Below are 23,747 nucleotides of genomic sequence, written 5' to 3' on the forward strand. Positions count from 1 at the left end.
CTTAGACTGAAAATTTTTTCAGAAGAAAATTCTTGAGTGTGCCGAAGTCTTTGAAAATCTCGTCTGCGCAACCGATTATCCAGCTTGGTATATTTTCCACCTTCATGCCGGTTACTAAGTAAACGGGCTTCCCGAATGCGGCAGCAACGGTTAATTCCCCTTTTGTACCGCCACCTTGTTGAGCACTCTCATCGTAATAGCAAATGAGGTAATCGGATCGTAGAATTATTTCGCGGCAGTCAAATCTGACGATCTCCTTCGCTATTCGACGATGCAGCTCGATGTCACCCGACTTTGTACTGCGGAAATCTACTCCGGGATGTCTTGACTTGAGGAAAACTTCGCTTTCTCTCACTGGATTAAACGCACCATGGCCCAACTTGTCGGGAAACCATGCTTCAATTTCAGTTCTCCAATCAGCCCCGTAATTTGCCGCATGTTCCATTCCACCCCACAGATATGCGATGAGCTTCATGAAAAAAGATAACAACAAGATTTTTATGAAAAAAACTTGATATTAAGTCTAAGATTATTATATTGGTTCAAAGAGTTCTTTTGAAAATTTGATATTAATTCATCGAGAATCGCTAATCGCTCACATCGTGTGATATGCGGTTTCCCGGATTTCCTGTCCGGGAAAGGGTGGAGGGATCAGGCCCTATGAAACCCTGGCAACCGTCTCCGTGTTATACGGGGAGCCCGGTGCCAATTCCTGCCCATGATAATCTGAATGGGGAAGATGAGCAAAGAATCAGAACCTCTTCTTGCAATCTTTCTCAGCAGGAAGAGGTTTTTTGTTTTTAGAATAACACTTTAAGAATAATAAATAAAAATACAAGTGAGGAGATAAAATGAGCACCAACGGCAAGGAGAGGAGATATCGTTTTGAGACCCTGCAGCTACATGCAGGTCAGAAACCGGATCCGACAACAAATGCGCGCGCGGTTCCGATTTACCAGACAACGTCATATGTCTTTAATGACACAGGACACGCGGCCGCCCTTTTTGCGCTTAAGCAATTCGGGAATATCTATACGCGAATCATGAATCCGACGACGGATGTCTTCGAGCAGCGTATGGCAGCGTTAGAAGGAGGTGCTGGCGCACTGGCCACGAGCAGCGGACAGGCGGCTCAGTTTCTCACCATATCCACGATAGCACAGGCCGGTGAGAATATTGTTTCGACATCGAATTTATACGGCGGAACTTACAACCAATTTAAAGTTACCTTCCCGCGGCTCGGAATCGATGTGAAGTTCGCTGAAGGAGATGAGGTCTCGGCGTTTGAAAAGTTGATCGACAAAAAGACGAAGGCACTTTATATCGAGACCATCGGGAATCCCAAGTTGAATATCCCCGATTTCGAGGCGCTCGCAAAATTGGCGCATTCGAAGGGGATCCCGTTGATTGTGGACAACACTTTCGGTGCAGGCGGATATATTTGCCGGCCGATTGATTTCGGCGCAGATATCGTGGTACACTCGGCAACGAAGTGGATCGGCGGACACGGCACATCGATCGGCGGAGTTATCGTGGACTCGGGAAAATTCGACTGGGGAAACGGAAACTTCCCGATATTTACCGAGCCAAGTCCGGGTTATCACGGGTTGAAATTTTATGAAGTATTCGGCCCATCGTCGCCGTTTGGAAATATCGCGTTCATCATTCGGGCGAGAGTAGAAGGGCTTCGTGACCTTGGCCCGGCCCTCAGTCCATTCAATTCCTTCCTGTTCACGCAAGGACTTGAGACTCTCTCGCTGCGAGTCGAGCGCCATAACGAAAATGCATTGAAGCTCGCGAAACATTTGAAGAGTCATCCATTGGTCGATTGGATAATTTATCCCGGGCTTGAAGAACATCCGGACCACGGGCGCGCAAAGAAGTATTTCAGGAACGGACTCTTCGGATCAATCATAGTCTTCGGAATCAAAGGCGGATTGGAAGCAGGAAGAAAATTCATAAACAGCCTTAAGCTGACCAGCCATCTTGCAAATGTCGGCGATGCAAAGACACTTGCGATACATCCTGCGACCACTACTCACCAGCAGCTTTCGGAACAGGAGCAATTGCTGTCCGGTGTCACGCCCGATCTGGTCCGCGTGTCCGTCGGGATAGAACACATTGATGACATCGTCTTTGATTTCGACGAAGCTCTTGATGCCGTCAAGCAAGCTATCCACGCGTAGCTGCCCGGGAAAGGCATGATAGAGACTCTGTCGAGAACAATCGTAAAAACTCAGAAGGTTCGGCTTTATACTGAAGCCGAACCTTTCCGTTTTGAAGTCGGCGCAAAACTCGGTCCGATCGATGTCGCCTTTGAAACTTACGGGGAGCTGAACAACGAAGGGACCAACTGCATCCTCGTGTGTCATGCATTGACGGGAAGCGCTCACGCGGCATTTCTTAATTCCGAGAATGACAAGGTGCCCGGATGGTGGGAAGGAATAATCGGGCCGGGGAAAGCTCTGGATACGACAAGATATTTTGTCGTGTGCTCGAATTTCCTTGTCGGGTGTTATGGTACAACTGGGCCTTCGACGATCAATCCACGGACTTTGAAAGAATACGGGACGACCTTTCCCTTGACGACGATACGCGATATGGTCCGCGTACAGAAAAAACTTTTGGAATGGCTTGGCATCGAAAAGGTCCAGCTGATCATCGGCGGGTCGATGGGCGGAATGCAGGCTATCGAATGGGCGGTCATGTATCCTGATTTTGTGGAGCGCGTGGCTCCGATTGCGACTGGCGCGAGCCACACCGCATGGGGAATCGGACTAAATGAAGTGGCGCGTCAGGCAATATTCACGGACCCGGCATACCGCGGCGGCGATTATTACGCTTATGGTCAGCCTTCGCGCGGACTCGCACTCGCGCGCATGATAGCAATGCTCAGCTATCGGAGTCCCGAGTCTTTTACGATGCGATTCCAGCGCGACAGGGTAGGCGAAGAAGGCGGGAAAGGCTTTTTCGATCTGAAAAATATTTTCCAGGTCGAGAGCTATCTCCATTATCAGGGCGTCAAACTGGTCGAACGGTTCGATGCAAATACTTATGTATACATAACTCACGCGATGGATTTCCACGATGTCGCTCATGACAGAGGGAAATTACGTGATGTGCTTGGATCGATAAGATCAAAGGTGCTTTGCATTGGAATTAGTTCCGACGTGCTTTATCCCGCCGTGGAACAACGCGGCCTGTCGGAATTGATTCCCGGCGCCAGGTATGCGGAGATTCAGTCCATCCACGGACACGACGCTTTTCTTATCGAGTTTGAAAAAATGAATCAAATTGTGGAAAATTTTTTGAAAGATTGAAAATCATGGCTGTTATGTTATAAGATAAGCGGGTATCTTGTTAAGTGCGTGTTACGTGTCTTATTTCACCATTCTCAACCTTTGATTTTGCTGTAATTGCAAATCTTCCGAAGGATAGTTAAAATATCCTTCCAATATCTCATTGAATAATGCATATCCTATTAGTCGATGACGAAGTAGAAAATCGCGTGGCTCTCGCGGAAGTTCTGAGGGCTGAAGGGTATTCTGTCGATACTGCATCGGACGGGCTGGAAGCCCTGGAATTGATAAAAAATCTTGAGTTTGACGCAGTCGTGACGGATGCCTTGATGCCCCGAATGGACGGCTTTGTGCTGTGCAGGACTGTAAAGGCCGACGAGGCGCATAAAGATCTTCCGGTAATTATTCTGACCGGTGAATATACTAATTCCCTGGACATCCAGTTTGCGAAAAATCTGGGAGCAATCGATGTCTTAAGGAAAACGGCGGACCCGGACCTTCTCCTCAGACTCCTCTCGACTTTCAAGGAGCCGTCCACGGCACCCGGCGTCCCTGTCCACAAAGAAATCCCCGAAAAAGAATATTTAAAAGAATACAGCGAAGTTCTTGTCAGGAAGCTCGAAGCAAAAATGGCCGAGCTGGAAGCGGTGAATCAGAAGCTTGTCGAGAGAAACGTTCAACTCGAACGCGAGAGAAGAAAGTACCGGCAGCTTTTTATTTCTGCAAACGACGGAATACTCTTGGTGAATCGTTCCGATGGGATCGTGATTGAGTCGAACATCCATGCCAGGAAGATTCTGAAGCTGAGCGAGAAAGGGCTCTCGCAGAAACCGTTGATAGAGCTTAAACCTTTCGGCGAATTGTTGTTCGAAAAAATTTCCCGTGGGGAGGCGGTACAGTTCGAAAGCACCTATGAAAATGAAAAGTCGAAAATTTTCCTCGATATAAGCGGTTCGTCGACCGGCACTGAAGACAATCTTTACATCGTGATTATCAGGAACGTCACAAGGCGAAGAGAGTGGCTCGAGAGATTCATCATGCTTGATAAGTTGCGTGCCGTCGGAAGACTTTCGAGCGGACTCGTCCACGAAATAGGAAATCCGCTGAACGTCATCTCAGTCAATCTGCAGTTTCTTGACAAAAGCCTGGACGAAAAACTCCCGGAAAAAAACTTTACCAAGTCCGCTCTATCGGGGGTGAAATCCATTGAGAAGGTTATGCGCGAAACTATGAATTTCGCTCAACCGCAGGCACCGGCGAAAACAAAACTTCGGTTAGGCTCGCTGCTTTCGGAAATCTCGGGACTCGCAAAAACGTCTCTTCAGAAATCGAAGATAAGCTTAGAAATAGAGCAGAGCGAGACAAACGATACGATAGCCGCCGACAAGTCACAGCTTCTTCATGCAATTCTGAACATTGTCGAGAACTCCATCGAGGCGATGCCCAATGGAGGTAAACTCCTTTTCAGGCTCGAAGATTGCGCTGATGTCAACGAACTCGTTTTGAAGATCGTCGATACCGGTGTGGGGATGGACGAAGATACGGTAAAGCTTGCCGTCGAACCTTTCTACACGACCAAAGACGGAGCAACGGGAATGGGCCTGTCGATATCCCACCGCCTCTTGGAATTGAACGATGCGAGCCTAAGTATCGAAAGCCAGCCCGGGTTCGGGACGACAGTCACGATTCGTTTCAGAAGAGAGAATCAGTAGTGCCAAACAAAATACTGATAGTCGATGACGACGAGCTACTCAATAATTCCCTGAATGCAGTTCTCACGAGAAGCGGATATGAAGTCCTCTCCGTTCTCAAGGGCGAAGAAGCCATCCAGCAAATTTCCGACTTCCAGCCGGATATTGTTCTTCTTGACCTTTATTTAGGCTCGATAACCGGGCTCGATATACTTCAAAGACTTCGCTCCGATAACAACAGCACGCCGGTAATTCTTATTACGGCGTTTTCGGATGTCAACAGTGCGGTACGTGCCATAAAGCTTGGTGCTGAAGATTTTGTCCTCAAGCCTCTCGATCTGGAACAGCTTGAGATTCTCATCAATAAGACTTTAAACCGGAAAAATCTCGAGCGGCGTTATGAGCTTCTCAAAGATGAGATGCAGCAGAAGTTCGGGCCGTACGCGATCGTCGGCAAAAGCGATAACCTTCGGAAGGTCGTCTACACCGCGGAAAGGCTTGCCCGCGCCGACACGACTGTATTGATAGTCGGCGAAAGCGGTTCGGGCAAGGAACTTGTCGCACGCTTGATCCATGAAAAGAGCGATCTGTCCGACGGCCCGTTTATTTCAATCAACTGCGGCGCAATCCCCAAGGAACTTGCCGAGAGCGAGCTCTTCGGTTATGAGAAGGGCGCGTTCACCGGCGCGATGGATAAAATGAGACAGGGGAAATTCGAGCTTGCCAATCGCGGCACGATTCTTCTTGATGAAGTCGGAGAGCTGACGCAGGAACTGCAGGTTAAGCTTCTGCGTGTCCTGGAAACAAAAAGATTTTACAGGCTGGGCGGGGCGAAAGAAATTTCGGTGGATGTGCGGATAATTGCCGCCACAAATAAGAATTTGAAAACTGCCGTCGAAAAAGGTGCATTCCGCGAAGACCTTTTCTACCGGCTCAACATCGCCCAAGTTCATGTCCCGCCGCTTCGTGAGAGAACAGAAGACATTGCGCTTCTCGCGAATACATTTCTTGATGAGTTCAATAAAAAATTCGGGAAGTCCATAAAAGGTTTCACGCCGGACGCGATCAAGGTCCTTGAAAAATACCCGTGGCCGGGAAATGTGCGTGAGCTTAAGAACGCCGTTGAACGAGTTGCGCTGCTCGAAACGGATACGGTAATAAAACGCGAGCACCTCGCCTTTCTCAGCATGCATCCAGGTTTCAACTCCTCGAAGATAATGGACAACAAAGAGATTGTTTCGGTCCCCAGCCATGGCATTAGAATGGACGATATAATGAAAGAGGCTATCTTGCAGACGTTGGATCTCACAGGGGGAAATCAAATCCAGGCCGCAAAAATCCTGGGACTGACAAGATCGCGTTTGCGATACCGAATGCAGCAGCTCAAAATCAAGTACGAACCAAGGAAGAATTAGTTCACAGCTTATAGTTGAATTGATCGTCGAATCCCTCCATGTGTGAATTTATCGGTCGAAATCTGTTTCATCTGCGTCACCATTATGCTATTTTGGTTCGAAGCTATGAATGACGTTCGAGTAAGATTTGCGCCGAGTCCAACCGGTTATTTGCATGTCGGCGGATTAAGAACTGCGCTTTATAATTTTCTTTTCGCGAAAGGATCCGGCGGCAAGTTTGTCCTGCGGGTCGAAGATACGGACAGGTCGCGGTACGTAGATGGGGCGGTTGAAAATTTGATCAATACGCTTTGCTGGGCCGGTCTGGAATATGACGAGGGACCAAACGCCGGTGGAGAATTCGGTCCTTACGTTCAAAGCGAGCGGTTAGACATCTACAAGAACCACGTCAGTACTCTAATCGAAAAGAAAGCGGCATACCGATGCTTTTGCACGCCGGAACGCCTCGAACAAATGCGAAAAGAACTGGAGAAGAAGAAGCTGACGCCGAAGTACGATCGAACGTGCCTTCGCCTTTCAGAAAAAGAGATTGAAGAGAGTCTCGCCTCCGGGAAACCGTATGTTGTTAGAATGAGAGTGCCGGATGACGCGCCCATCAGATTTTCAGATATGGTCAGGGGCGACGTGGAATTCTCTCCCGAACAAATTGACGATCAGGTTTTGTTGAAGTCCGACGGCTATCCGACGTACCATCTCGCTAATGTTGTTGACGATCATCTGATGAAGATCTCCCACGTCATTCGAGGGGAGGAATGGCTGTCGAGCACGCCGAAGCATGTCCTGCTCTACCGGTTCTTCGGGTGGGAGCTGCCGAATTTCGCGCACCTCCCTTTGCTGCTCAATCCGGATCGATCAAAGCTGAGCAAACGTCAAGGCGATGTTGCGGTTGAAGATTACAGGAAGAAAGGATATCTGCCGGAAGCACTCGCGAATTTCGTGGCTCTCCTGGGGTGGAATCCCGGTGACGATAGAGAAATTTTTACTCTAAAGGAACTCGAAAAGGAATTCTCGCTCGAGAAAGTAAACAAAGCCGGTGCAATATTTAATATTGAAAAATTGAATTGGTTGAACTTCCAGCATCTCCGGCGCAAAACTGACGATGAGGTCCTCGCCATGCTGAAAGAATATCTGTCGGCGGCCGGGTATCAGCCATTGGAGGATCAGTATTTGCGCGGAGTGGTGGCCGCGATGCGCGAGAGAGTCACGTTTGTGAAGGATTACGTTGAAAAGAGTCCCTACTTTTTTCAAGCACCGAAGGAATACGATCCAGATGTGATCAAGAAAAGATGGGACCCAAAGTCGCCGGATTATTTAAGAGAACTGGTCTCCGAGTTTTCTAAATTAGAATACCCACGAAAGGAAGATTACGAAGCCGCTTTGAAGCGGTCCGCCGAGTCGATGAAAGTCGGAAACGGGGAGTTGATCCATCCTCTGAGACTTGCGGTTTCTGGAGTTGGAGAAGGGCCGGGAGTTTACGAAATTATTTACATTCTAGGCAAGGAAGAAACCTTAAGACGCCTCAATTCTGCAATCGAAAGAATTAAATAGCAATCATGGAACACGAAGAAACCGAAGAATCTGCGAAAGCACCTGCAGCCGGACATGAAAAAAGAAACTTTATCCGCGACATTATCGATGAAGATCTGAGGTTCGGCAAATACGATACGGTTCATACGCGATTTCCTCCGGAGCCGAACGGCTACCTCCACATAGGCCATGCGAAATCTATCTGCTTGAATTTCGGAACTGCGAAGGACTACAAGGGGCTTTGCAATCTCCGTTTCGACGATACAAATCCGACAAAGGAGGAAGTGGAATATGTTGAATCGATCAAAGAAGATATGCGCTGGCTTGGATTCGATTGGGAAGATAGGGAATTCTACGCCTCGGACTATTTCGATAAACTTTATGAATTTGCGATTAAGCTGATCAAAAAAGGGAAGGCGTACGTGGACGATCTCAGCGCGGATGAGATTCGCGAGCATCGTGGTACGCTTACGGAGCCGGGAAAGGACAGTCCGTGTCGGAATCGATCGGTCGATGAAAACCTGAGTTTGTTCGATCGGATGCGCGCAGGCGAATTTCCCGATGGCTCGAGGACTCTGCGTGCTAAGATAGATATGTCCTCGCCAAATCTTAACATGCGGGACCCGGTGATGTACAGGATTTTGCATGCCGCGCATCACCGCACCGGCGATAAGTGGTGTATTTATCCGATGTACGATTGGGCACACGGGCAGTCCGATTCAATCGAAGGAATTACACATTCGATATGCACTCTGGAATTCGAAGACCACCGTCCGCTTTATAATTGGTTTGTGGAACAGCTCGAGATTTTTCATCCGCGGCAAATTGAATTCGCGCGGCTGAACCTCACGTATACGGTGATGAGTAAGCGGCGACTTCTCCAGCTCGTGCAGGAGAATCATGTCGGCGGATGGAATGATCCGAGGATGCCGACCATTTCTGGGTTGAGGCGGCGCGGATATACTCCGGAATCGATAAGGCTTTTTGCGGAGCGAATCGGAGTTTCAAAAGCAGACAGTGTCATCGACGTGTCGGTGCTCGAGGATTGCCTTCGGTTCGATTTGAACAAACGTGCATCGCGTGCCATGGCTGTGCTGCACCCTCTTAAGCTTGTGATCGATAACTACCCCGACGGGAAAGTCGAGGAGCTCGAAGCGGTCAACAATCCCGAAGACGCGTCGATGGGAACTCGCAAGACTCCGTTTTCGAGAATACTTTACATCGAGCAGGAAGATTTCCGCGAGATTCCGCCGAAGAAGTATTTCAGGCTCTCTCCCGGCGCGGAAGTGAGGTTGCGGTATGCCTACATTGTCAAATGTGTCGATGTTGCGAAAGATCCGAAGACAGGGGCGGTCACCGAAGTGCATTGCACCTACGATCCCGAGACGAAGAGCGGTTCACCCGCGAGTGCGCGGAAAGTGAAGGGAACGATTCATTGGGTTTCGGCGCAGCATGCCGTAGATGTTGAAGCACGTCTTTATGATCGGCTCTTCAACGTTGAAGAACCTGCGGGTGATAATTGGAAGAATTTCATCAATCCGAATTCTCTTGAAGTCATGAAAGGCGGCAAGGCGGAGCCGAGTTTGGCAAATGCAAAACCGCAGGATCGTTTCCAGTTTGAACGCCTCGGATATTTTTGCGTCGACGACGCGTCGAACCCCGGGAGTCTCATTTTCAATCGCACAGTGACGCTTCGCGATACGTGGGCGAAGATAGAAAAATCGTAGCTGACCATGGCGCGATACCATGAAGCATGAACTTTGTTTTGTGGCACATTTTAGCTAAGATATAGCGTCGAAAATAAAAGTCAGGTGGCGTCATGCTTTCCAAACTCGCGAGCGCCGCGACTTACGGCGTGAACGCTTTCATCGTCGAGATCGAAACCAACATCGGCGGCGGCCTGTTCAACTGGTCGATGGTCGGTCTGCCGGATAACGCAGTCAAGGAAAGCCGCGAAAGGGTACAAACGGCCATCAAGAATTCCGATCTAAAATTCCCGTATCATCGTATAATTGTCAACCTTGCTCCGGCAGACGTCAAGAAGGAGGGGAGCGCGTTCGATCTTGCTATTGCAGTTGGAATACTTTCTGCATCTGGAGGAATGGATGCATCGCATCTCGGGAACTTTATCATTATCGGGGAACTTGCTCTTGATGGCACGGTCAGGCCCGTGCACGGCGTTTTGCCGATTGCCGTTGAGGCAAGGGACAGAGGAATACCATCGATTATCCTTCCAAAGGGAAATGCGAAAGAAGCTGCTATGGTTGAAGGAGTAGATGTGTACCCCGTCGAAAATCTTGCGGAAGCCGTCCAACTCCTGAATGGCGAATACAAACTTCTTGAACCTTTTCATGTCAACAAGGAAGAAATATTCGGACAGACTCAGTTGTACCCGATCGACTTTGCCGATGTGAAGGGCCAGGAAAATGTGAAGCGCGCGCTCGAAGTAGCGGCGGCAGGCGGACATAATGTAGTAATGATCGGTCCGCCGGGAAGCGGGAAGACCATGCTCGCGAAGCGCCTCCCGACAATCCTGCCCGATATGACATTCGAGGAAGCGCTTGAGACGACGAAGATACATTCCGTTGCGGGGCTTCTTCCGATTGAAGCCGGCCTGATAGCTACGCGGCCTTTTCGGTCGCCGCATCATACGATTTCGGACAGTGCGCTCGTTGGCGGCGGAACCATCCCCAAGCCGGGAGAAATTTCTCTCGCACACCATGGCGTACTTTTTCTCGACGAGCTCCCTGAATTTGAAAGAAGCGTGCTTGAAGTCCTCCGGCAGCCGCTCGAGGATGGGCACGTCACCATAAGCCGCACGAAACTGTCTCTGGATTATCCATCGAAATTTATGCTCCTTGCCGCGATGAACCCTTGCCCGTGTGGAAATTTCGGCAATCCGAATGCAAGCTGTTCCTGCACTGCAACCACGATACAACGCTATATGTCTAAGATAAGCGGTCCGCTTCTTGACAGAATTGATATACACGTCGAAGTGCCCGCTGTGAAATACTCTGAACTATCGAGTAAGCGGATGGGTGAACAGTCTTGTGCTGTCAGAGCACGGGTCAAGAAGGCACGCGAGACACAACGCGGCAGATTTACCGGCCGGAAAGGACTCTTCAAAAATGCCGATATGCAGAGCAAAGAGATAAGAGAATTCTGTCAGGTAGACAAAGCGGGGGAAGATTTGCTGAAGCAGGCGATCACGAAACTCGGATTGAGCGCGCGAGCATATGATAGAATCTTGAAAGTCGCCAGAACGATTGCCGACCTCGCGGAATGCAAAGATATTTTGACGGAGCACATCGGAGAGGCGATACAATATAGGAGCCTGGATAGGCAGCTGTATTTGGATTCATGAACATAAATATCTGATTGAGGCAGAAGACGTCGGGAGAGCAACCTTCATGAGATTATCCCTTTGTGATTCTCAGAGTCGAAGATTAACTTTAGAAAAATCCGATAGGTGACCATTTTGCGAATCTCGGAAGGTTTACGGAGAGTTATGAGACTCCGGCAGAGGAGTAAAAGGGAAGCCCCACCGCTGCTCACTCCCGAGGAATTTCTGAGGTCGATCACGCTTATCCCGGATATTGATCAACTCCTCGGCAATTTCACCTCGAAGTTCACAGAGATGTTTGCTGCTGATTCGGTTTATTTGGTTCTGTTGGAGCCGGTTACCAGTCGCTATGTCGGTAGGAAGGCAAAAGGCGACGGCAACGGACTGCTGCCAAGATTCAATTTTTCTCAGAAGGATAACCTTATCAAGTGGCTGAATATAAACCGGTGTTCCCTTAATGTGGCACGCCAGGATCAAGTCGTTGGATTTTTGGATAAGGTGGAAAGACAACTTCTGCTTGATGCGTCGATTCAGATTATCCTTCCGCTGATCGTTATAAATCGTTTGACAGGAGCTCTGTTTGTGGGAAAGGATTACAGCAGAAGGAGGTACTCGCCGGAAGAAGAGGGGCTGATGTCAAGTCTGGTATCGCAAAGCGCCCTGGCGATCGAGTATGCCATGATATATCAGTTTCAGGAGGATAAACTGAAGAGACTGTTTCATGCGGACAAGCTCGTGACAGTCGGCGAACTCGCTGCCGGAGCAGCCCACGAAATACGGAACCCTCTTGCCGCCATCAGAAGCACCGTTCAGTACATCAGGAAAGATCTATCGATCGATAAGCAAACTCTGGTAGATGGAATCATTGGAGAAGTGGACCGGATCGACAAAATAATCCAGGGGTTGCTTTCATTCAGCAGGACATCAGAGATACATGTTGATTCGATAGATTTGCATGCCGTATTGGAACAGACACTTTCCCTGTTGGATTCTGAATTGAAGAATCATAATATTGAAATAATCAAGGAGTATCGTCTGAGCGATCCATGTATACGCGGAGATGGTGAACAGTTGAAGCAAGTGTTTCTGAATATTTTTCTTAACAGTGTACAGGCCATCGAGAGGGACGGGAAGATCACTGTAACCACGGCGGTTGCTTCAAATCGTACCGATTTCGTGACGATCTTGTTTTCCGACACGGGGCCAGGCATACCGGCTTCAGTGTTGTCGAGAGTCTTTGACCCGTTCTACACGACGAAAGAAAATGGCACGGGGATCGGCCTGTCTATTTCATACGGAATAGTCAGCAGGCATGGCGGCGAAATCGAGATCAGGAGCACCCGGCAAGGAGAAGATAGAGGGACCAATGTGACGATTAATCTTCCCAGAAATTTGACGGACCATCAATGAATAATCCAATCGATAAAAGAGTTCTCATCGTGGACGATGAAGAACGCATCCGCAACATATTGGCCGCAATATTGAAAGATGAAAACTATGAAGTTGCGACTGCGAACGATGGCACCGAGGCTCTAAACAAAATGGCCGATTTCATGCCTCATGTAGCGATAGTCGATCTCCAGATGCCCCGCATGAACGGTCTGGAGACTATCTCGCAGATGATGCAAATCGACAGCCATATCGTCCCCATAATCCTGACGGCTCACGGCACAATCCAATCGGCAGTACGGGCGACCAAGCATGGTGTCTATGACTACTTGACGAAACCATTCGACAATGAGCAGATGCTTCTGGTTGTCAAGCGCGCTTTGGAGCATTATCAACTTGCCGCAGAAATTACGGAACTCAGGAAGGAACTCAGCAAGCGGCATGGACTCGACTCGATTGTCGGCAATAGTCTCATGATGCAGAAGGTGCGGGAAGAAATCAAACGCATTGCGGAAACCGATGCCGTCATATTGATAGAGGGAGAAAGCGGAACCGGCAAAGAGTTGGCCGCACATGCGATCCACTATGAAAGTGCTAGAAAAAATGGCCCGATGGTAATCGTGGATTGCGGCTCAATACCGATGAGCATAATTGAGAGCGAGTTCTTCGGGCACGAGAAAGGTGCCTTCACAGACGCCCGGGAGCAGAGGATAGGGAAGTTCGAGGAGGCGGACACAGGGACGATTTTTCTCGACGAGATTAGTGAACTCGCGATGGATGCGCAGACGAAGTTGCTTCGGTTTCTGCAGGAGAAGGAATTCGCCCGCGTTGGGGGTGGAAACGCCGTAAAGGTTGACGTGCGGGTGATTGCGGCAACCAATAGAAATCTTGAGGATCTGTTGAAGGCAGGTAGATTCCGCGAGGATTTATATTACAGGTTGAATGTCCTGAGACTTAGAATTCCTTCTTTGCGTGAGCACAAAGAAGATATCCCCCTCTATGCGGCTCACTTCATAGAGAAGCACAAACAGACCGTCAATCGGGGGGAATGCGAAATATCATCGGACGCAATTCAGGTTCTGATGTCGCATGACTGGGGCGGTAATGTTCGGGAGCTCGAAAACGCTATCCAGCGCGCCATGCTCAGCATGAGCGGCCGTCGGATTGAAGCAGCCGATTTGATGTTTCTAGCAAGACAGAGTTCTTCAAACTCTAAACAATATGATGGCGAGGAAAGTCTTGAGAGCTATATCAAATCTCTTGTCGAGTACACGGAGAGAGAAATCATTATCAAGGCTCTTGAGGAGAGTAAATGGAGCAGAACGGAAGCTGCGAAAAAACTGAAGCTGGACCGTAGGACCCTTTTCAACAAGATGAGACAATACTGCATCGAGGAAAAGTCCGAAAACTAATAACGGCGGAGATGGAGAGCCGTTATAACTCTGATCCAGAGGTCCAAATGAATTGTTACCATCAATGATGTCTGGTGGAGAGGAGAGTATGTTCCTAATATTTGGCCATCATTTATGTCCCGGTGGGAATCTTCTTACCCACGTATATGGGCATTACATTTCCCACGTGATGATGATGATCTCCGGATTTCGATGTTCTGACTGCAAAAAGTGTGGCACTCCGCTTGCACCAATAACAGGTTGGCTTCTGGAATGAGCGTTAGGTTTTTGGGAACCACCGTTTCAAATCCCAAACCAAACTCAGATATGCTAAAGTTCGCAGTGAATGTATGAACGAATGATTCGGATACCAGTTTCGTGCAAACTTACTGGACAGAACCGGGAAGGCACCGAAGTTAATGGAGAGCAAGACGGTGTTGGTGTTCGATCATCCCTGAAAGTGAACTAGAATTCAAAATTCAAAAAATTATTATGGATTAATCAAATGGAAAGAGAGCCTAAGGAAGTAGTATTCGGCAGCCAGGAGATGACAGTAATAATGTCGCAGGCTGAAAGGGTCGCGCGTAATGAATTTTCAGTTCTCATAACCGGCGAGAGCGGAGTAGGGAAAGAGGTTGTGTCGCGTTATATTCATCAGCACAGCGCTCGTGCTGCGGAACCGTTTGTCGCGGTAAACTGTGGTGCAATTCCTGAGACCCTTTTTGAAGCCGAGCTTTTCGGCTTCGAGCGGGGTGCCTTTACGAATGCGTTCTCACCGCACAGGGGATACTTCGAGCAGGCAAACCATGGCACTATTTTGCTTGATGAGATCTCGGAACTTCCCCTGACATTGCAGGTTAAACTCCTCCGTGTGCTGGAAGACAAATACATCATGCGAATTGGCGGCGAGAAGGAGATTCAGGTGGACGCACGGGTGATAGCTGCGTGTAATATGAACCTTCAGACGCTGGTGAGAGAGCGGAAATTCCGAAAGGATCTGTATTATCGTCTGGCGGTCTCCGTCATAGCTATTCCACCTCTTCGTGCGCGTAAAGACGATATCGAAACTTTGGCTGGTAGCTTCCTGCGTAAATATTCGCCTGCCAGGAAAATTCTAAACCGCGAAGCACTTATGAAACTCACCCATTATGAATGGCCTGGAAACGTGCGTGAGTTAGAGTATTGTATCATTCGCTCCATCCTAAACAGCGATGGTAAAGAAGTTATCAGGGCCGACGACATTCAGTTCCTGGAGGATGATATCGAACGCAGCGCCGCGATAGAGCGAGGAGCGTTTGAGGAAGCATTGAGAAAAGCTAGAGGAAATGTGAACAGTGTTTCCCGGCTGTTAGGAGTACATAGGAACACCGTTTACAACAAAATTAAAAGATTCAATATTGATCTGTTGCGATACAGGAACGGCCATCCGGTTTTTCAATAGACGCGGAATTTTTAAGAAAGCGTCAGGGGACCTCATCCTTTGCCAACTCCCGGCACTCGTCGGGTGCCGGTCAAGAAATAATCTTCGTTGTTTGATTCACGTGGGAAGAAAGTGCGATTCATTTTCCTATGAATGGAAGATAAGAACGCTCTATTGAATGTCAGGCAAAATGAACCATTGTGAAGTATTGTTTCTCCCTGAGAAACCATTCTTTTCTCTTCTGGATTCGGTATTTCGATTGTCATTTTGTTACAATAATCCTTTCTACTGATTTTTTTAAATTGTGCGAGCATCAGACAAGGTGTAATCGTTTTCTTTTTTGATGTCTTTTCGTTTTTCCTCATAAGCTTTTGCAGCCTGTTCCATTTTATTAAATGGAATCTGCGTATCTGCCCAGAGGCTGTCTATGGCAGATTTTTTCAAGAGAGGGCACATGTCTTTATGATAGGCCTTGATGTCTCCATACATGTTGTAGGCAGCCCCGCGGCAACCGCCTGCACATACGTATTTGACAAAACATTTGCCGCATTGCTTGATTGAATCGACCGTTGTCTCCCGGCATTTCTTCATCACTGCCGACTCTCGATATATCTTTCTTATATCCTCTTCAAGAATGTTCCCTGCCCTAAACTCTTTTTTGTACATCATGGTACACGGGTATATGTCGCCGTTCGACACCATGTGGATATCCCCGTTTGCAGCACCGCACTGATTTTTCCTCGGAGCGTGCTTGACGATGAGTCCGTTGTGCTCATCGACAGCAAGAGGAGGGAATTCGTCACCGCTCAGTTCGAGCCTGAGGCTGGCAGCGACGAGAAATTTATTGTATTCATCGTCGAATATGACAGGGTTGATAGGATTATTGTTTTTGTCCCTGACGACTTCTTTTGACGGAAGAAAAGCACCCATTCTATGCTGGCCGACACCGATTTCCTCAACGAGCAACCTATGAGTTTCGGGCATACTCTTGACATTGACGTTGCAGACGACCGAATTTATCACGAGCCGCTTCGGATTGTAATTCGCCAGCAATCTGACGGCACGCATGGTCCGGTCAAACGATCCTTTACCCCTCAGTGCTTCATGCTCTTCTTTTATATGGCTGTCCAGGCTCACCCACACCAGGTCGAATAATTCTGCAACAGCAGGAGCCAGGTTTTCTGTTATACGTGTACCATTTGTCACCAGCGCGATACGGAATCCCCTGTTCTTGGCGTAACGGGCCACATCAAACAAGTCCGGCCGCATCATAGGTTCGCCGCCGCAAAAGGCAACCGCTGACGCACCAAAATCCCAAAGCTTTTCCAGCGCCTGAACCGTTTCGGCCGTTGTCATTTCTTCCCTGAATTTTCCAAAACGTTTTCTGTTCTCCGCATTGTAGCAGTAAACGCATGAGAGATTGCAGCGCTCGGTGTTTGAAAAGTATACGTTAACTGGGTGTCCACCCTCCGGTGAATCAACAAACTCGCGGGTTACATAGGCATCGAGATGGATGATTCCAGCATCGATCATGCTCCGAATGAAGTCGGCGACCTTCTCTCTGATGCTGTCGGCACTTTGCCTGTAATGCGCGCATAGGCGGTTGATTGCCTCATCGAGGTCGGGAGATGTTTCCAGTGTTTCAATTATTTGCTTCCCGGAGTCGTTTAGGCGGATCCAGACATGGTTATCTGGATCGAAAAAGAGGTGCCAACCTTCTTCATTTGCGAGATGAACCAGTTTGGGTGGAAGGAGGAGTTTCGCCTTGATGAGATCAGATTCGGCCAAGGACCTTCCTTTTGCAATAGTTTTGCTCCCGGGATCTACTTTATCCGGTGTGCCAATTTCCATTGAGAAATTCCGTCCTTTTTATTCTTGACTAGTTGGATCGACGGGGCACCTGAACGTCGGTAATGCCCCGTCTATGATCCAAATGCAATTTGATTTTTTTAAGCCATTGTTTTCATTTAGGGGGTTCGAAATTTATGGCTATCGTAACGGGGTAAGAGCAAAAACAACTACAGCTATCTGGTTGTAATGCTGCTTGCGCCTCTAACGATGAAAGACTCGCGAATCCCAGTGGGTTGAACATGATGTTTTTACCTCCTTCGGTTTTTGTAGTTTGTTTGAGTGAGTTGAGACAAAAGTGTTTGCATGTAACTATATTTCAATCGTAATCATTTTTTGTCCATTGTTGCTCTGGTTCACCGTCATCTTGGAAATGCGTACTCCGTCAGGGAGACCCGATAGACTTCTTTCTTCTTTGCCGGCAAAAAGCTGTTCATCGTAGAGCCGTCGATATGTTCGGTTGCCCAGGTACAGCTCCTGATGTGACCCGATAGCCGCGACCTTGCCTCCGTCAAGAACGATGATCTTGTCGGCCGATAAGACGGTCGAAAACCTATGAGCAATTATAAATGTCGTGCGACCCCTCATCAAATTTGCGAGGGCTTCTTTGACCAAATTTTCAGATTTTGAATCTAGTGAGGACGTTGCCTCATCGAGGATCAGTATCCTCGGATTTTTTAAAATGGCTCTTGCAATTGCAATTCTCTGTTTTTCTCCCCCCGACAACTTCATCCCTCTCTCTCCAACCTGAGTTTGGTATCCGTTCGGAAATCCGACTATGAATTCGTGTGCGTTAGCTCCCTTGGCAGCTTCAACTATTTCCGCTTCAGTTGCGGTCAGATCTCCATATCTTATGTTTTCGAAAATGGTCGTGCTGAATAGGAATGTATCCTGGAGGACGATGCCGAATTGGGATAAGAGGCTTTCTCTTTTTATTCGCCTTATGTCTTGCCCGTCGATTAGTATCTCACCATCATAAGAGTCATAGAAACGAGCAAGCAAATTGAGAAGAGTGCTTTTCCCCGCACCGCTCTCTCCGACTAAGGCAACCATGTTACCGGCCTGCACATCGAGATTAACGTCCCGCAGCACCGAATGATTGGGTTCGTAAGCGAACGAGACGTTTCTGAATTCGACATCGCCACGAAGTTTCACACCTGGTATTTCAAAGTGCCCTTGTTCCGGTGAATCATTATTGTTCATCAACTCAAGAATTCTTTCGGCCGACGCGAGAGAGGTTTGAACGCTCATGTTTGTTCCCATAAGGTTTCTTATCGGTCCAAAAATATTCACCGTATACGCCGAGAATGCCATCAGCTGACCAAGAGTGAGTGTCCCTGTGATTACTTGGTAGCTGCCAAACCAAAGGATAAGGACACCGGCAAACGTTGTACACAACAGAACGGTTGTCGCACTCAGCGCTGTAAGTATGCCCAACTTTATGTTCAGGTTGCGGTTTTCGTCGATGCTTCTTTGAACTTTATCAGCCCGAAACTTCTGCAAGCCGAACGCTTTGATGAGCCGGATGCCCGCGAAACTTTCCTGAATGTCTCCACACACTCGTGATCGCTCTTCCTGAACTTTGCGAGAGACGTCTCTCACATATTTGTTGAACCAATTGACCCCGAATGCAAAAGCCGGCACAACAGAGATAGCTATCAGAGTTAACTTCCAGTTCATGATGGATACTATCGAAATTGTTCCCGCGGCGACGAGCAAATTTATTAGTGCACTTATGATTGTCTCGCCGACAAGTGTGCCCGCGGCTGTCGTGTCCGCAAGTATCCGGCCTGCAAGGTAACCGGTCCCCCTTTCGTCAAATATCGATACCGGAAGATCTTGAACGTTCTCGTATAATTTCCTTTGCATGCACCGGACTACATCTTCGCGGAAGGTAATCAGTAGTTTTCCCTTGACAAAATCGACGAAAGACCGCATGAAGTACAAACCGATAAATGCTAGCCCAAACTTTGCAAGAAGTATCGGATCCTTTCGCGGTATGATATTGTCGATGAGGATCAAGAGGACTAATGGAGCAGCCAGATCTGCAGATGCGCTGATCATTGTCAGCATGCCTGCAACTACATATTTTTTCAGGTGCGGCTTTGCAAAGGGGAACAGACCCTTTGCTACCGCAATAGTGTGCATATCTGCAAACCTCGCAATCTTTTGATCGAAAAGAGGGGGACGTTCTAGGGACCTCGTCCCCCATGGCTAAACGTATTCTTTGGTATATTCGCAATCGGCGTGCCTTATTAAAGTCTCATAGAATATCATGTTTTTGCGGAATCGAGGAGTGATTTGCAATCCTTCTGTGCACTGGGGTTGTGCAGCCGCGACAACTGATAGCGATGCGGATGCTTACTTGCACACAGATTGTTTGTGCATGTCCAATAAGATTTGGGCAATTGCGTTCCCATACAGGTGGGAATCTCCTTTCCCATTGTGGTTTCGTGTCTTTAAGAAATGCACGGAAACTCATTGTTAAGAATGGCATGGGGATTGTCCAATACATACTGTCATAGAAATCTTATTGGCTAAACGTAAACAAGGTCTAAATCCCATGCTGTTGACAATCGTCATCAGGGAAATCTTCGAAAGTATTTACAGCTATCGTTTCCTTTTCTTCCTGATTATCAGCGCCACTCTCATCCCGATCGGGCTTTATGTTAACGAGGTGAGCTACTCCAAGCGGCTGGGTGAGTATGACGAACAGAAACGATTGGAAAACAAAGCCTTGTCTTCTTCTCAGAAGTGGGATCTCATGTCCGGGACTGTTCCTCTAAAAGGTTTTCTAGAGCCATCACCACTCGCTGTCTTTGCTCAAGGACTAGAAGGCTCTCTACCACAATCCTATACGTTCAAGCCAGGCGGGTACGAGAAGGGAGCAGTTCCCTCGGGCAAAGGATCGATCCCATCCGAATTAGGAGAGTTGAATTTTGCCTTCATGGTTCAACTGGTCGTGAGCCTTATAGTTCTGATATTCGGTGCAGATGTCGTGTCAGGCGAAAAAGAATTGGGAACACTGCGAAGCGTGTTATCAAACAGCGTTCCGCGTGATACGGTCTTGTTCGGCAAGCTCATTGGGGGCTATGCGGCCATCTGGTTCCCCTTTGCTCTTGCACTTGTGGCAGGGATTCTGGTCTTAAGCTTCACCCCTTTTCCACTTTATGATAAAGAAATTCTGGTAAGGGTCTTGTTGATCTTCGCGGCCTCGTCAGGATTTATTCTTATTTACTTTTTAATTGGGATAATGATCTCTTCCTGTACAGCCAGAACCCGCACTTCTCTGATTGCGATTGTCGTAGTGTGGACATTTCTGCAATTGATTGTTCCTAAGGTCAGCAACATAGTGGTAGCACTCGCCTATCCCATTAAGACCGAGACGGTTGTATCTGTTGAGAAATCACTCGCCATGAACACCCTTGAAAATGAGAAGTCCAAGGTATTGGGAAAACAATATCAGGAGATTTTCGGAGTGGACACGGCTTCTGCTTCCGGCAATGAACCGTCGGCTAGAGAGCTTCAATGGAGATCATTCAAGGATGAAATTGTACAGACCTATGAAAAAAAAGAGACTGAAGATATTCGTTTCATCGATCAGGATTATGAACGAGAGAAAGCTATCCAGCAACGCATTGAAACAGGGATTTCATTGATTTCCCCGAGCGCCGCTTTTGACTATATAATGACGGACTTATGCAGCACTGGAATCTCTGACAAGGAGAAATACGTCGAAGCAGTTAAAACATATCAGAACACACTAGATCGGGAATTGTTTGATCTTGTTGAGCGTACGACCCTCACGTTCCCGAGCGGACGCACAGCTGCTTTCATGTCAATCGGGAATGTCCAGGATATGAAATCTCTGCCGAGTTTTTCTGTGCCGCGGGCCGGTCTCTCAGAAATTTTCAGAAACAACATGGGAAGTCTCACGTCCCTCACCCTCTGGCTGATTGTTCCGCTGGCCGTAGCCTACAAAAGGTTTTTGAAATATGATGTACGATAAGGAAAAAATAATTGATGAAGCGACCAAGGGGCAGATTGATTCCCGATTCGAGGAATTACGTGATCGATCCATGATTCAGGCAGTTGACCTGACCAAGCGATATGAAGATGGCCTCCTTGCTCTCGACCACTTGAACATAGATATCAAACCGGGGCAAATCTACTGCCTCCTTGGTGCCAACGGAGCGGGGAAAACAACAGTGATCAACCTCTTCTTCAATTTCATCGAGCCTACGAGCGGAAGCGCGAGGATAAACGGCTACGATTGTGCCAGAGAGCCTCTTAAAACGAAAAAGTATGCCGCCTACATCCCGGAAAATGTGATGCTGTATGGCAACTTCAGTGCCCGGCAGAATCTTGATTTTTTTGCGAGACTCACGGGAAGGGATGAATTGAAGAAGGAGGATTACCACATGGTGATGAGGCAGGTCGGGCTTCCAGAATCATCGTTTGAAAAGCGTGTCAAGACATTTTCCAAAGGGATGCGCCAGAAGCTAGGGATCGCGATAGCAATTCTAAAACAAGCGGCGGCATTAATCCTCGACGAACCAACATCGGGCCTCGATCCTAAAGCCGCAGCCGATTTCGTCGAGCAGCTGTTCAAATTGAGAAACGAAGGCAGGGCGATACTAATGTCAACGCATGACATTTTCAGGGCAAAGGAGATAGCTGACGTCGTAGGAATAATGAAAGAGGGCGTTCTTATCACTGAGAAAACGAAGGAAGATATAGATAGAGAAGATCTCGAAAAATCGTACCTCAGATATATGGGGGTCGATTGAAATACCGTTCAGTCCATAAGTCATCCTTTTCATGGTCGGGATCATGCGTCTTGATTCCGATGCCAGAATCTGGGTGCCACAGATTTGAGGATGAAGCCATTAACCCGAGACTTTCAAAGAAATGGAGAGTGGAGTCAGATGTATAGGGCCATCATTATTTTATTTCTTGTACTTCTGCGGTCAGGGTTGTCCCAGATGTTATACAATCCTAACGATGAGAGATTTAAATCTCTGTACCTGGAAAAAGTACAGAGTGATTACAGACTTCAGAAAGAGACCTACGACCGCCAGAGGATTCTTTTTGACAAGGGACTAATTTCCAAGCAGGAGTTTGAGCAATCGGAGGCGGCGTTTAAGACAGCACAGGTTACTTATCAACAGGCAGTCCTTTCTGTCGCGTTCGAACAGCCGCACATAACGATTGACAAAGCCGTCAAGCACCAGTCCCGGAATGGTAAAACTTGGGTAAAACTTACTCTCAGGAATACCACCGGTGGCATTGTGTCGGGCAATGACAGCACGTTTGAGGGTATGGATAATCTTCGCACCGACCGGATCGCTAACGTCTATGTTTCTCTGCTGAATGACGAACACGCTGTCGTCAGTCAGCCATATGAAGCGAAGATCCCTGTGATGAAGTATAACGAGCCGGTTACAGTCGACTTCGTGCTGCTGCAGGATCTGGACTATGTCACCGTAAAGGAAGTTCGAGGCGATAAGTCTGAGGAACGAAAGATACTTCTTCAAATGGATGAAAGTGCGAACCGCGTCCTCATCACTCTCGATCAGTTTTCTCAGGAGGTGGACCTTGGATCCGATGCAACATTTGGATTGACCCTCGCTTTGTTTTCCGATCGAAGCTATGCGTACAGACTTGGAGTAGTGAATCTGCCCAGGCAAATCAGCTGCGATTTCTTTGACACGCAGGCTGGAGGAGGGAGAAATGCCAGGGTCTCACAGGTAAAATTTTGCCAGGACGCAAGCACACGACAGGTCTCCCTTGCCGCATATTTACCCGATAGATATGACAGCACTTCATTTACAGTTGATAAGCCGATTGATTTCTTCGCGGTCGCAATCCCGGAGGGCCCGGGGGCAGAGGATTTTGATCAGACAAGAATGTATGCCGCGTCAGATCTCGATAAGCTCCATATAAGTTACGCTCGATTAGAAATTGTTCCGCGCGGGACCGGAAAAATCTCTGTCCGAACGACCAACTATTATCAGGAAATAAAACCCGGTGACAGAGTAAACATGACTTTGACGGTGCATAATGATGGCACGCGAACCCTTGACAACGTAAGAACCCGGACAGATCTCCCTGCCGAATGGATGGCGACGATCTCCCCAGATTTGATTGAATCCCTCTCGCCGGGAAAAGATCAGACTGTGTCAGTAACACTTATCCCACCTGCGAGGTTGGCGATAGGAGATTACGAAGCGACTATGAAGACCATTGGATTTGCAGGCAACAAGCAGATTGACGGGGAAAACAAAAGCATCCGGATTCATGTCAGCCCAAGCGGAAACGTTTTGGAAACCGCAATGCCTCTTATGTTGATCCTTGGGATTCTGGTAGGCGTTGTCACATTCGGAATACGAATGAGCAGAAGATGAGGAGTGATTTGGAATGG

The 23,747-nt window shown here is 48.1% G+C and carries 16 protein-coding genes and 1 riboswitch; of the genes, 13 read left to right on the top strand and 3 right to left on the bottom strand.

The window, feature by feature from the left end:
* Window position 1: 1 nt before the first annotated feature.
* Entirely contained in the window at window positions 2-475 is a 474-nt protein-coding gene (locus tag VLX91_09005) for a hypothetical protein (protein HUI30343.1), read from the bottom strand.
* Window positions 476-625: 150 nt separating this feature from the next.
* Window positions 626-746: riboswitch (SAM riboswitch) on the top strand.
* Window positions 747-851: 105 nt separating this feature from the next.
* Between VLX91_09005 and VLX91_09010 the strand changes: the two genes are divergently transcribed.
* The 10 genes from VLX91_09010 (at window position 852) to VLX91_09055 (ending at window position 15,496) form a co-directional block, all read left to right on the top strand.
* Window positions 852-2,186 (top strand): O-acetylhomoserine aminocarboxypropyltransferase/cysteine synthase, encoded by a 1,335-nt coding sequence (locus VLX91_09010; protein ID HUI30344.1) that lies wholly within the window; start codon window positions 852-854, stop codon window positions 2,184-2,186.
* Window positions 2,187-2,201: 15 nt separating this feature from the next.
* A complete protein-coding gene (gene metX, locus VLX91_09015; protein ID HUI30345.1) occupies window positions 2,202-3,320 on the top strand; it encodes a homoserine O-acetyltransferase in 1,119 nt (372 codons plus the stop codon).
* Window positions 3,321-3,469: 149 nt separating this feature from the next.
* Window positions 3,470-5,011 (top strand): response regulator, encoded by a 1,542-nt coding sequence (locus tag VLX91_09020; GenBank protein ID HUI30346.1) that lies wholly within the window; start codon window positions 3,470-3,472, stop codon window positions 5,009-5,011.
* Window positions 5,011-6,405 (top strand): sigma-54 dependent transcriptional regulator, encoded by a 1,395-nt coding sequence (locus VLX91_09025; GenBank protein ID HUI30347.1) that lies wholly within the window; start codon window positions 5,011-5,013, stop codon window positions 6,403-6,405. Before VLX91_09020 ends, VLX91_09025 begins: the two co-directional genes overlap by 1 nt.
* 105 nt (window positions 6,406-6,510) lie before the next feature.
* The gene (gltX, locus tag VLX91_09030; GenBank protein HUI30348.1) at window positions 6,511-7,953 is read left to right on the top strand and encodes a glutamate--tRNA ligase; all 1,443 of its coding nucleotides are present in this window, start codon (window positions 6,511-6,513) and stop codon (window positions 7,951-7,953) included.
* A gap of 5 nt (window positions 7,954-7,958) precedes the next feature.
* Window positions 7,959-9,659, top strand: a complete 1,701-nt coding sequence (locus tag VLX91_09035; protein ID HUI30349.1) for a glutamine--tRNA ligase/YqeY domain fusion protein — start codon at window positions 7,959-7,961, stop codon at window positions 9,657-9,659.
* Between the two features lie 92 nt (window positions 9,660-9,751).
* Window positions 9,752-11,296, top strand: a complete 1,545-nt coding sequence (locus VLX91_09040) for a YifB family Mg chelatase-like AAA ATPase (GenBank protein ID HUI30350.1) — start codon at window positions 9,752-9,754, stop codon at window positions 11,294-11,296.
* 144 nt (window positions 11,297-11,440) lie between these two features.
* On the top strand, window positions 11,441-12,685 hold the full coding sequence (locus tag VLX91_09045) for an ATP-binding protein (protein HUI30351.1): 1,245 nt from the start codon (window positions 11,441-11,443) through the stop codon (window positions 12,683-12,685).
* On the top strand, window positions 12,682-14,076 hold the full coding sequence (locus VLX91_09050; protein ID HUI30352.1) for a sigma-54 dependent transcriptional regulator: 1,395 nt from the start codon (window positions 12,682-12,684) through the stop codon (window positions 14,074-14,076). Before VLX91_09045 ends, VLX91_09050 begins: the two co-directional genes overlap by 4 nt.
* Before the next feature lie 484 nt (window positions 14,077-14,560).
* Window positions 14,561-15,496, top strand: a complete 936-nt coding sequence (locus VLX91_09055; protein ID HUI30353.1) for a sigma-54 dependent transcriptional regulator — start codon at window positions 14,561-14,563, stop codon at window positions 15,494-15,496.
* 276 nt (window positions 15,497-15,772) lie between these two features.
* On the opposite strand, the gene VLX91_09060 is transcribed toward VLX91_09055, so the two are convergent.
* On the bottom strand, window positions 15,773-17,326 hold the full coding sequence (locus tag VLX91_09060) for a PqqD family peptide modification chaperone (protein ID HUI30354.1): 1,554 nt from the start codon (window positions 17,324-17,326) through the stop codon (window positions 15,773-15,775).
* A gap of 309 nt (window positions 17,327-17,635) precedes the next feature.
* Window positions 17,636-19,471, bottom strand: coding sequence for an ABC transporter ATP-binding protein (locus VLX91_09065; GenBank protein HUI30355.1), 1,836 nt, complete (start codon window positions 19,469-19,471; stop codon window positions 17,636-17,638).
* Window positions 19,472-19,856: 385 nt separating this feature from the next.
* Here VLX91_09065 and VLX91_09070 point away from each other — a divergent pair, with 385 nt between their 5' ends.
* From VLX91_09070 to VLX91_09080, 3 genes are all read left to right on the top strand, one after another.
* On the top strand, window positions 19,857-21,332 hold the full coding sequence (locus tag VLX91_09070; GenBank protein HUI30356.1) for an ABC transporter permease subunit: 1,476 nt from the start codon (window positions 19,857-19,859) through the stop codon (window positions 21,330-21,332).
* Entirely contained in the window at window positions 21,322-22,113 is a 792-nt protein-coding gene (locus VLX91_09075; protein HUI30357.1) for an ABC transporter ATP-binding protein, read from the top strand. Before VLX91_09070 ends, VLX91_09075 begins: the two co-directional genes overlap by 11 nt.
* A gap of 138 nt (window positions 22,114-22,251) precedes the next feature.
* Window positions 22,252-23,730 (top strand): NEW3 domain-containing protein, encoded by a 1,479-nt coding sequence (locus VLX91_09080; protein ID HUI30358.1) that lies wholly within the window; start codon window positions 22,252-22,254, stop codon window positions 23,728-23,730.
* Window positions 23,731-23,747: the final 17 nt, after the last annotated feature.

The organism is Candidatus Acidiferrales bacterium, assembly GCA_035515795.1.
GTDB lineage: Bacteria > Bacteroidota > Ignavibacteria > Kryptoniales > JAKASW01 > JAKASW01.

What these genes read in the sequence shown, in the direction of transcription:
- VLX91_09005 (HUI30343.1), bottom strand. Translation starts at nt 475, where the DNA reads ATGAAGCTCATCGCATATCTGTGGGGTGGAATGGAACATGCGGCAAAT.
- VLX91_09010 (HUI30344.1), top strand. Translation starts at nt 852, where the DNA reads ATGAGCACCAACGGCAAGGAGAGGAGATATCGTTTTGAGACCCTGCAG.
- metX (HUI30345.1), top strand. Translation starts at nt 2,202, where the DNA reads ATGATAGAGACTCTGTCGAGAACAATCGTAAAAACTCAGAAGGTTCGG.
- VLX91_09020 (HUI30346.1), top strand. Translation starts at nt 3,470, where the DNA reads ATGCATATCCTATTAGTCGATGACGAAGTAGAAAATCGCGTGGCTCTC.
- gltX (HUI30348.1), top strand. Translation starts at nt 6,511, where the DNA reads ATGAATGACGTTCGAGTAAGATTTGCGCCGAGTCCAACCGGTTATTTG.
- VLX91_09035 (HUI30349.1), top strand. Translation starts at nt 7,959, where the DNA reads ATGGAACACGAAGAAACCGAAGAATCTGCGAAAGCACCTGCAGCCGGA.
- VLX91_09040 (HUI30350.1), top strand. Translation starts at nt 9,752, where the DNA reads ATGCTTTCCAAACTCGCGAGCGCCGCGACTTACGGCGTGAACGCTTTC.
- VLX91_09045 (HUI30351.1), top strand. Translation starts at nt 11,441, where the DNA reads ATGAGACTCCGGCAGAGGAGTAAAAGGGAAGCCCCACCGCTGCTCACT.
- VLX91_09050 (HUI30352.1), top strand. Translation starts at nt 12,682, where the DNA reads ATGAATAATCCAATCGATAAAAGAGTTCTCATCGTGGACGATGAAGAA.
- VLX91_09055 (HUI30353.1), top strand. Translation starts at nt 14,561, where the DNA reads ATGGAAAGAGAGCCTAAGGAAGTAGTATTCGGCAGCCAGGAGATGACA.
- VLX91_09060 (HUI30354.1), bottom strand. Translation starts at nt 17,326, where the DNA reads ATGGAAATTGGCACACCGGATAAAGTAGATCCCGGGAGCAAAACTATT.
- VLX91_09065 (HUI30355.1), bottom strand. Translation starts at nt 19,471, where the DNA reads ATGCACACTATTGCGGTAGCAAAGGGTCTGTTCCCCTTTGCAAAGCCG.
- VLX91_09075 (HUI30357.1), top strand. Translation starts at nt 21,322, where the DNA reads ATGTACGATAAGGAAAAAATAATTGATGAAGCGACCAAGGGGCAGATT.
- VLX91_09080 (HUI30358.1), top strand. Translation starts at nt 22,252, where the DNA reads ATGTATAGGGCCATCATTATTTTATTTCTTGTACTTCTGCGGTCAGGG.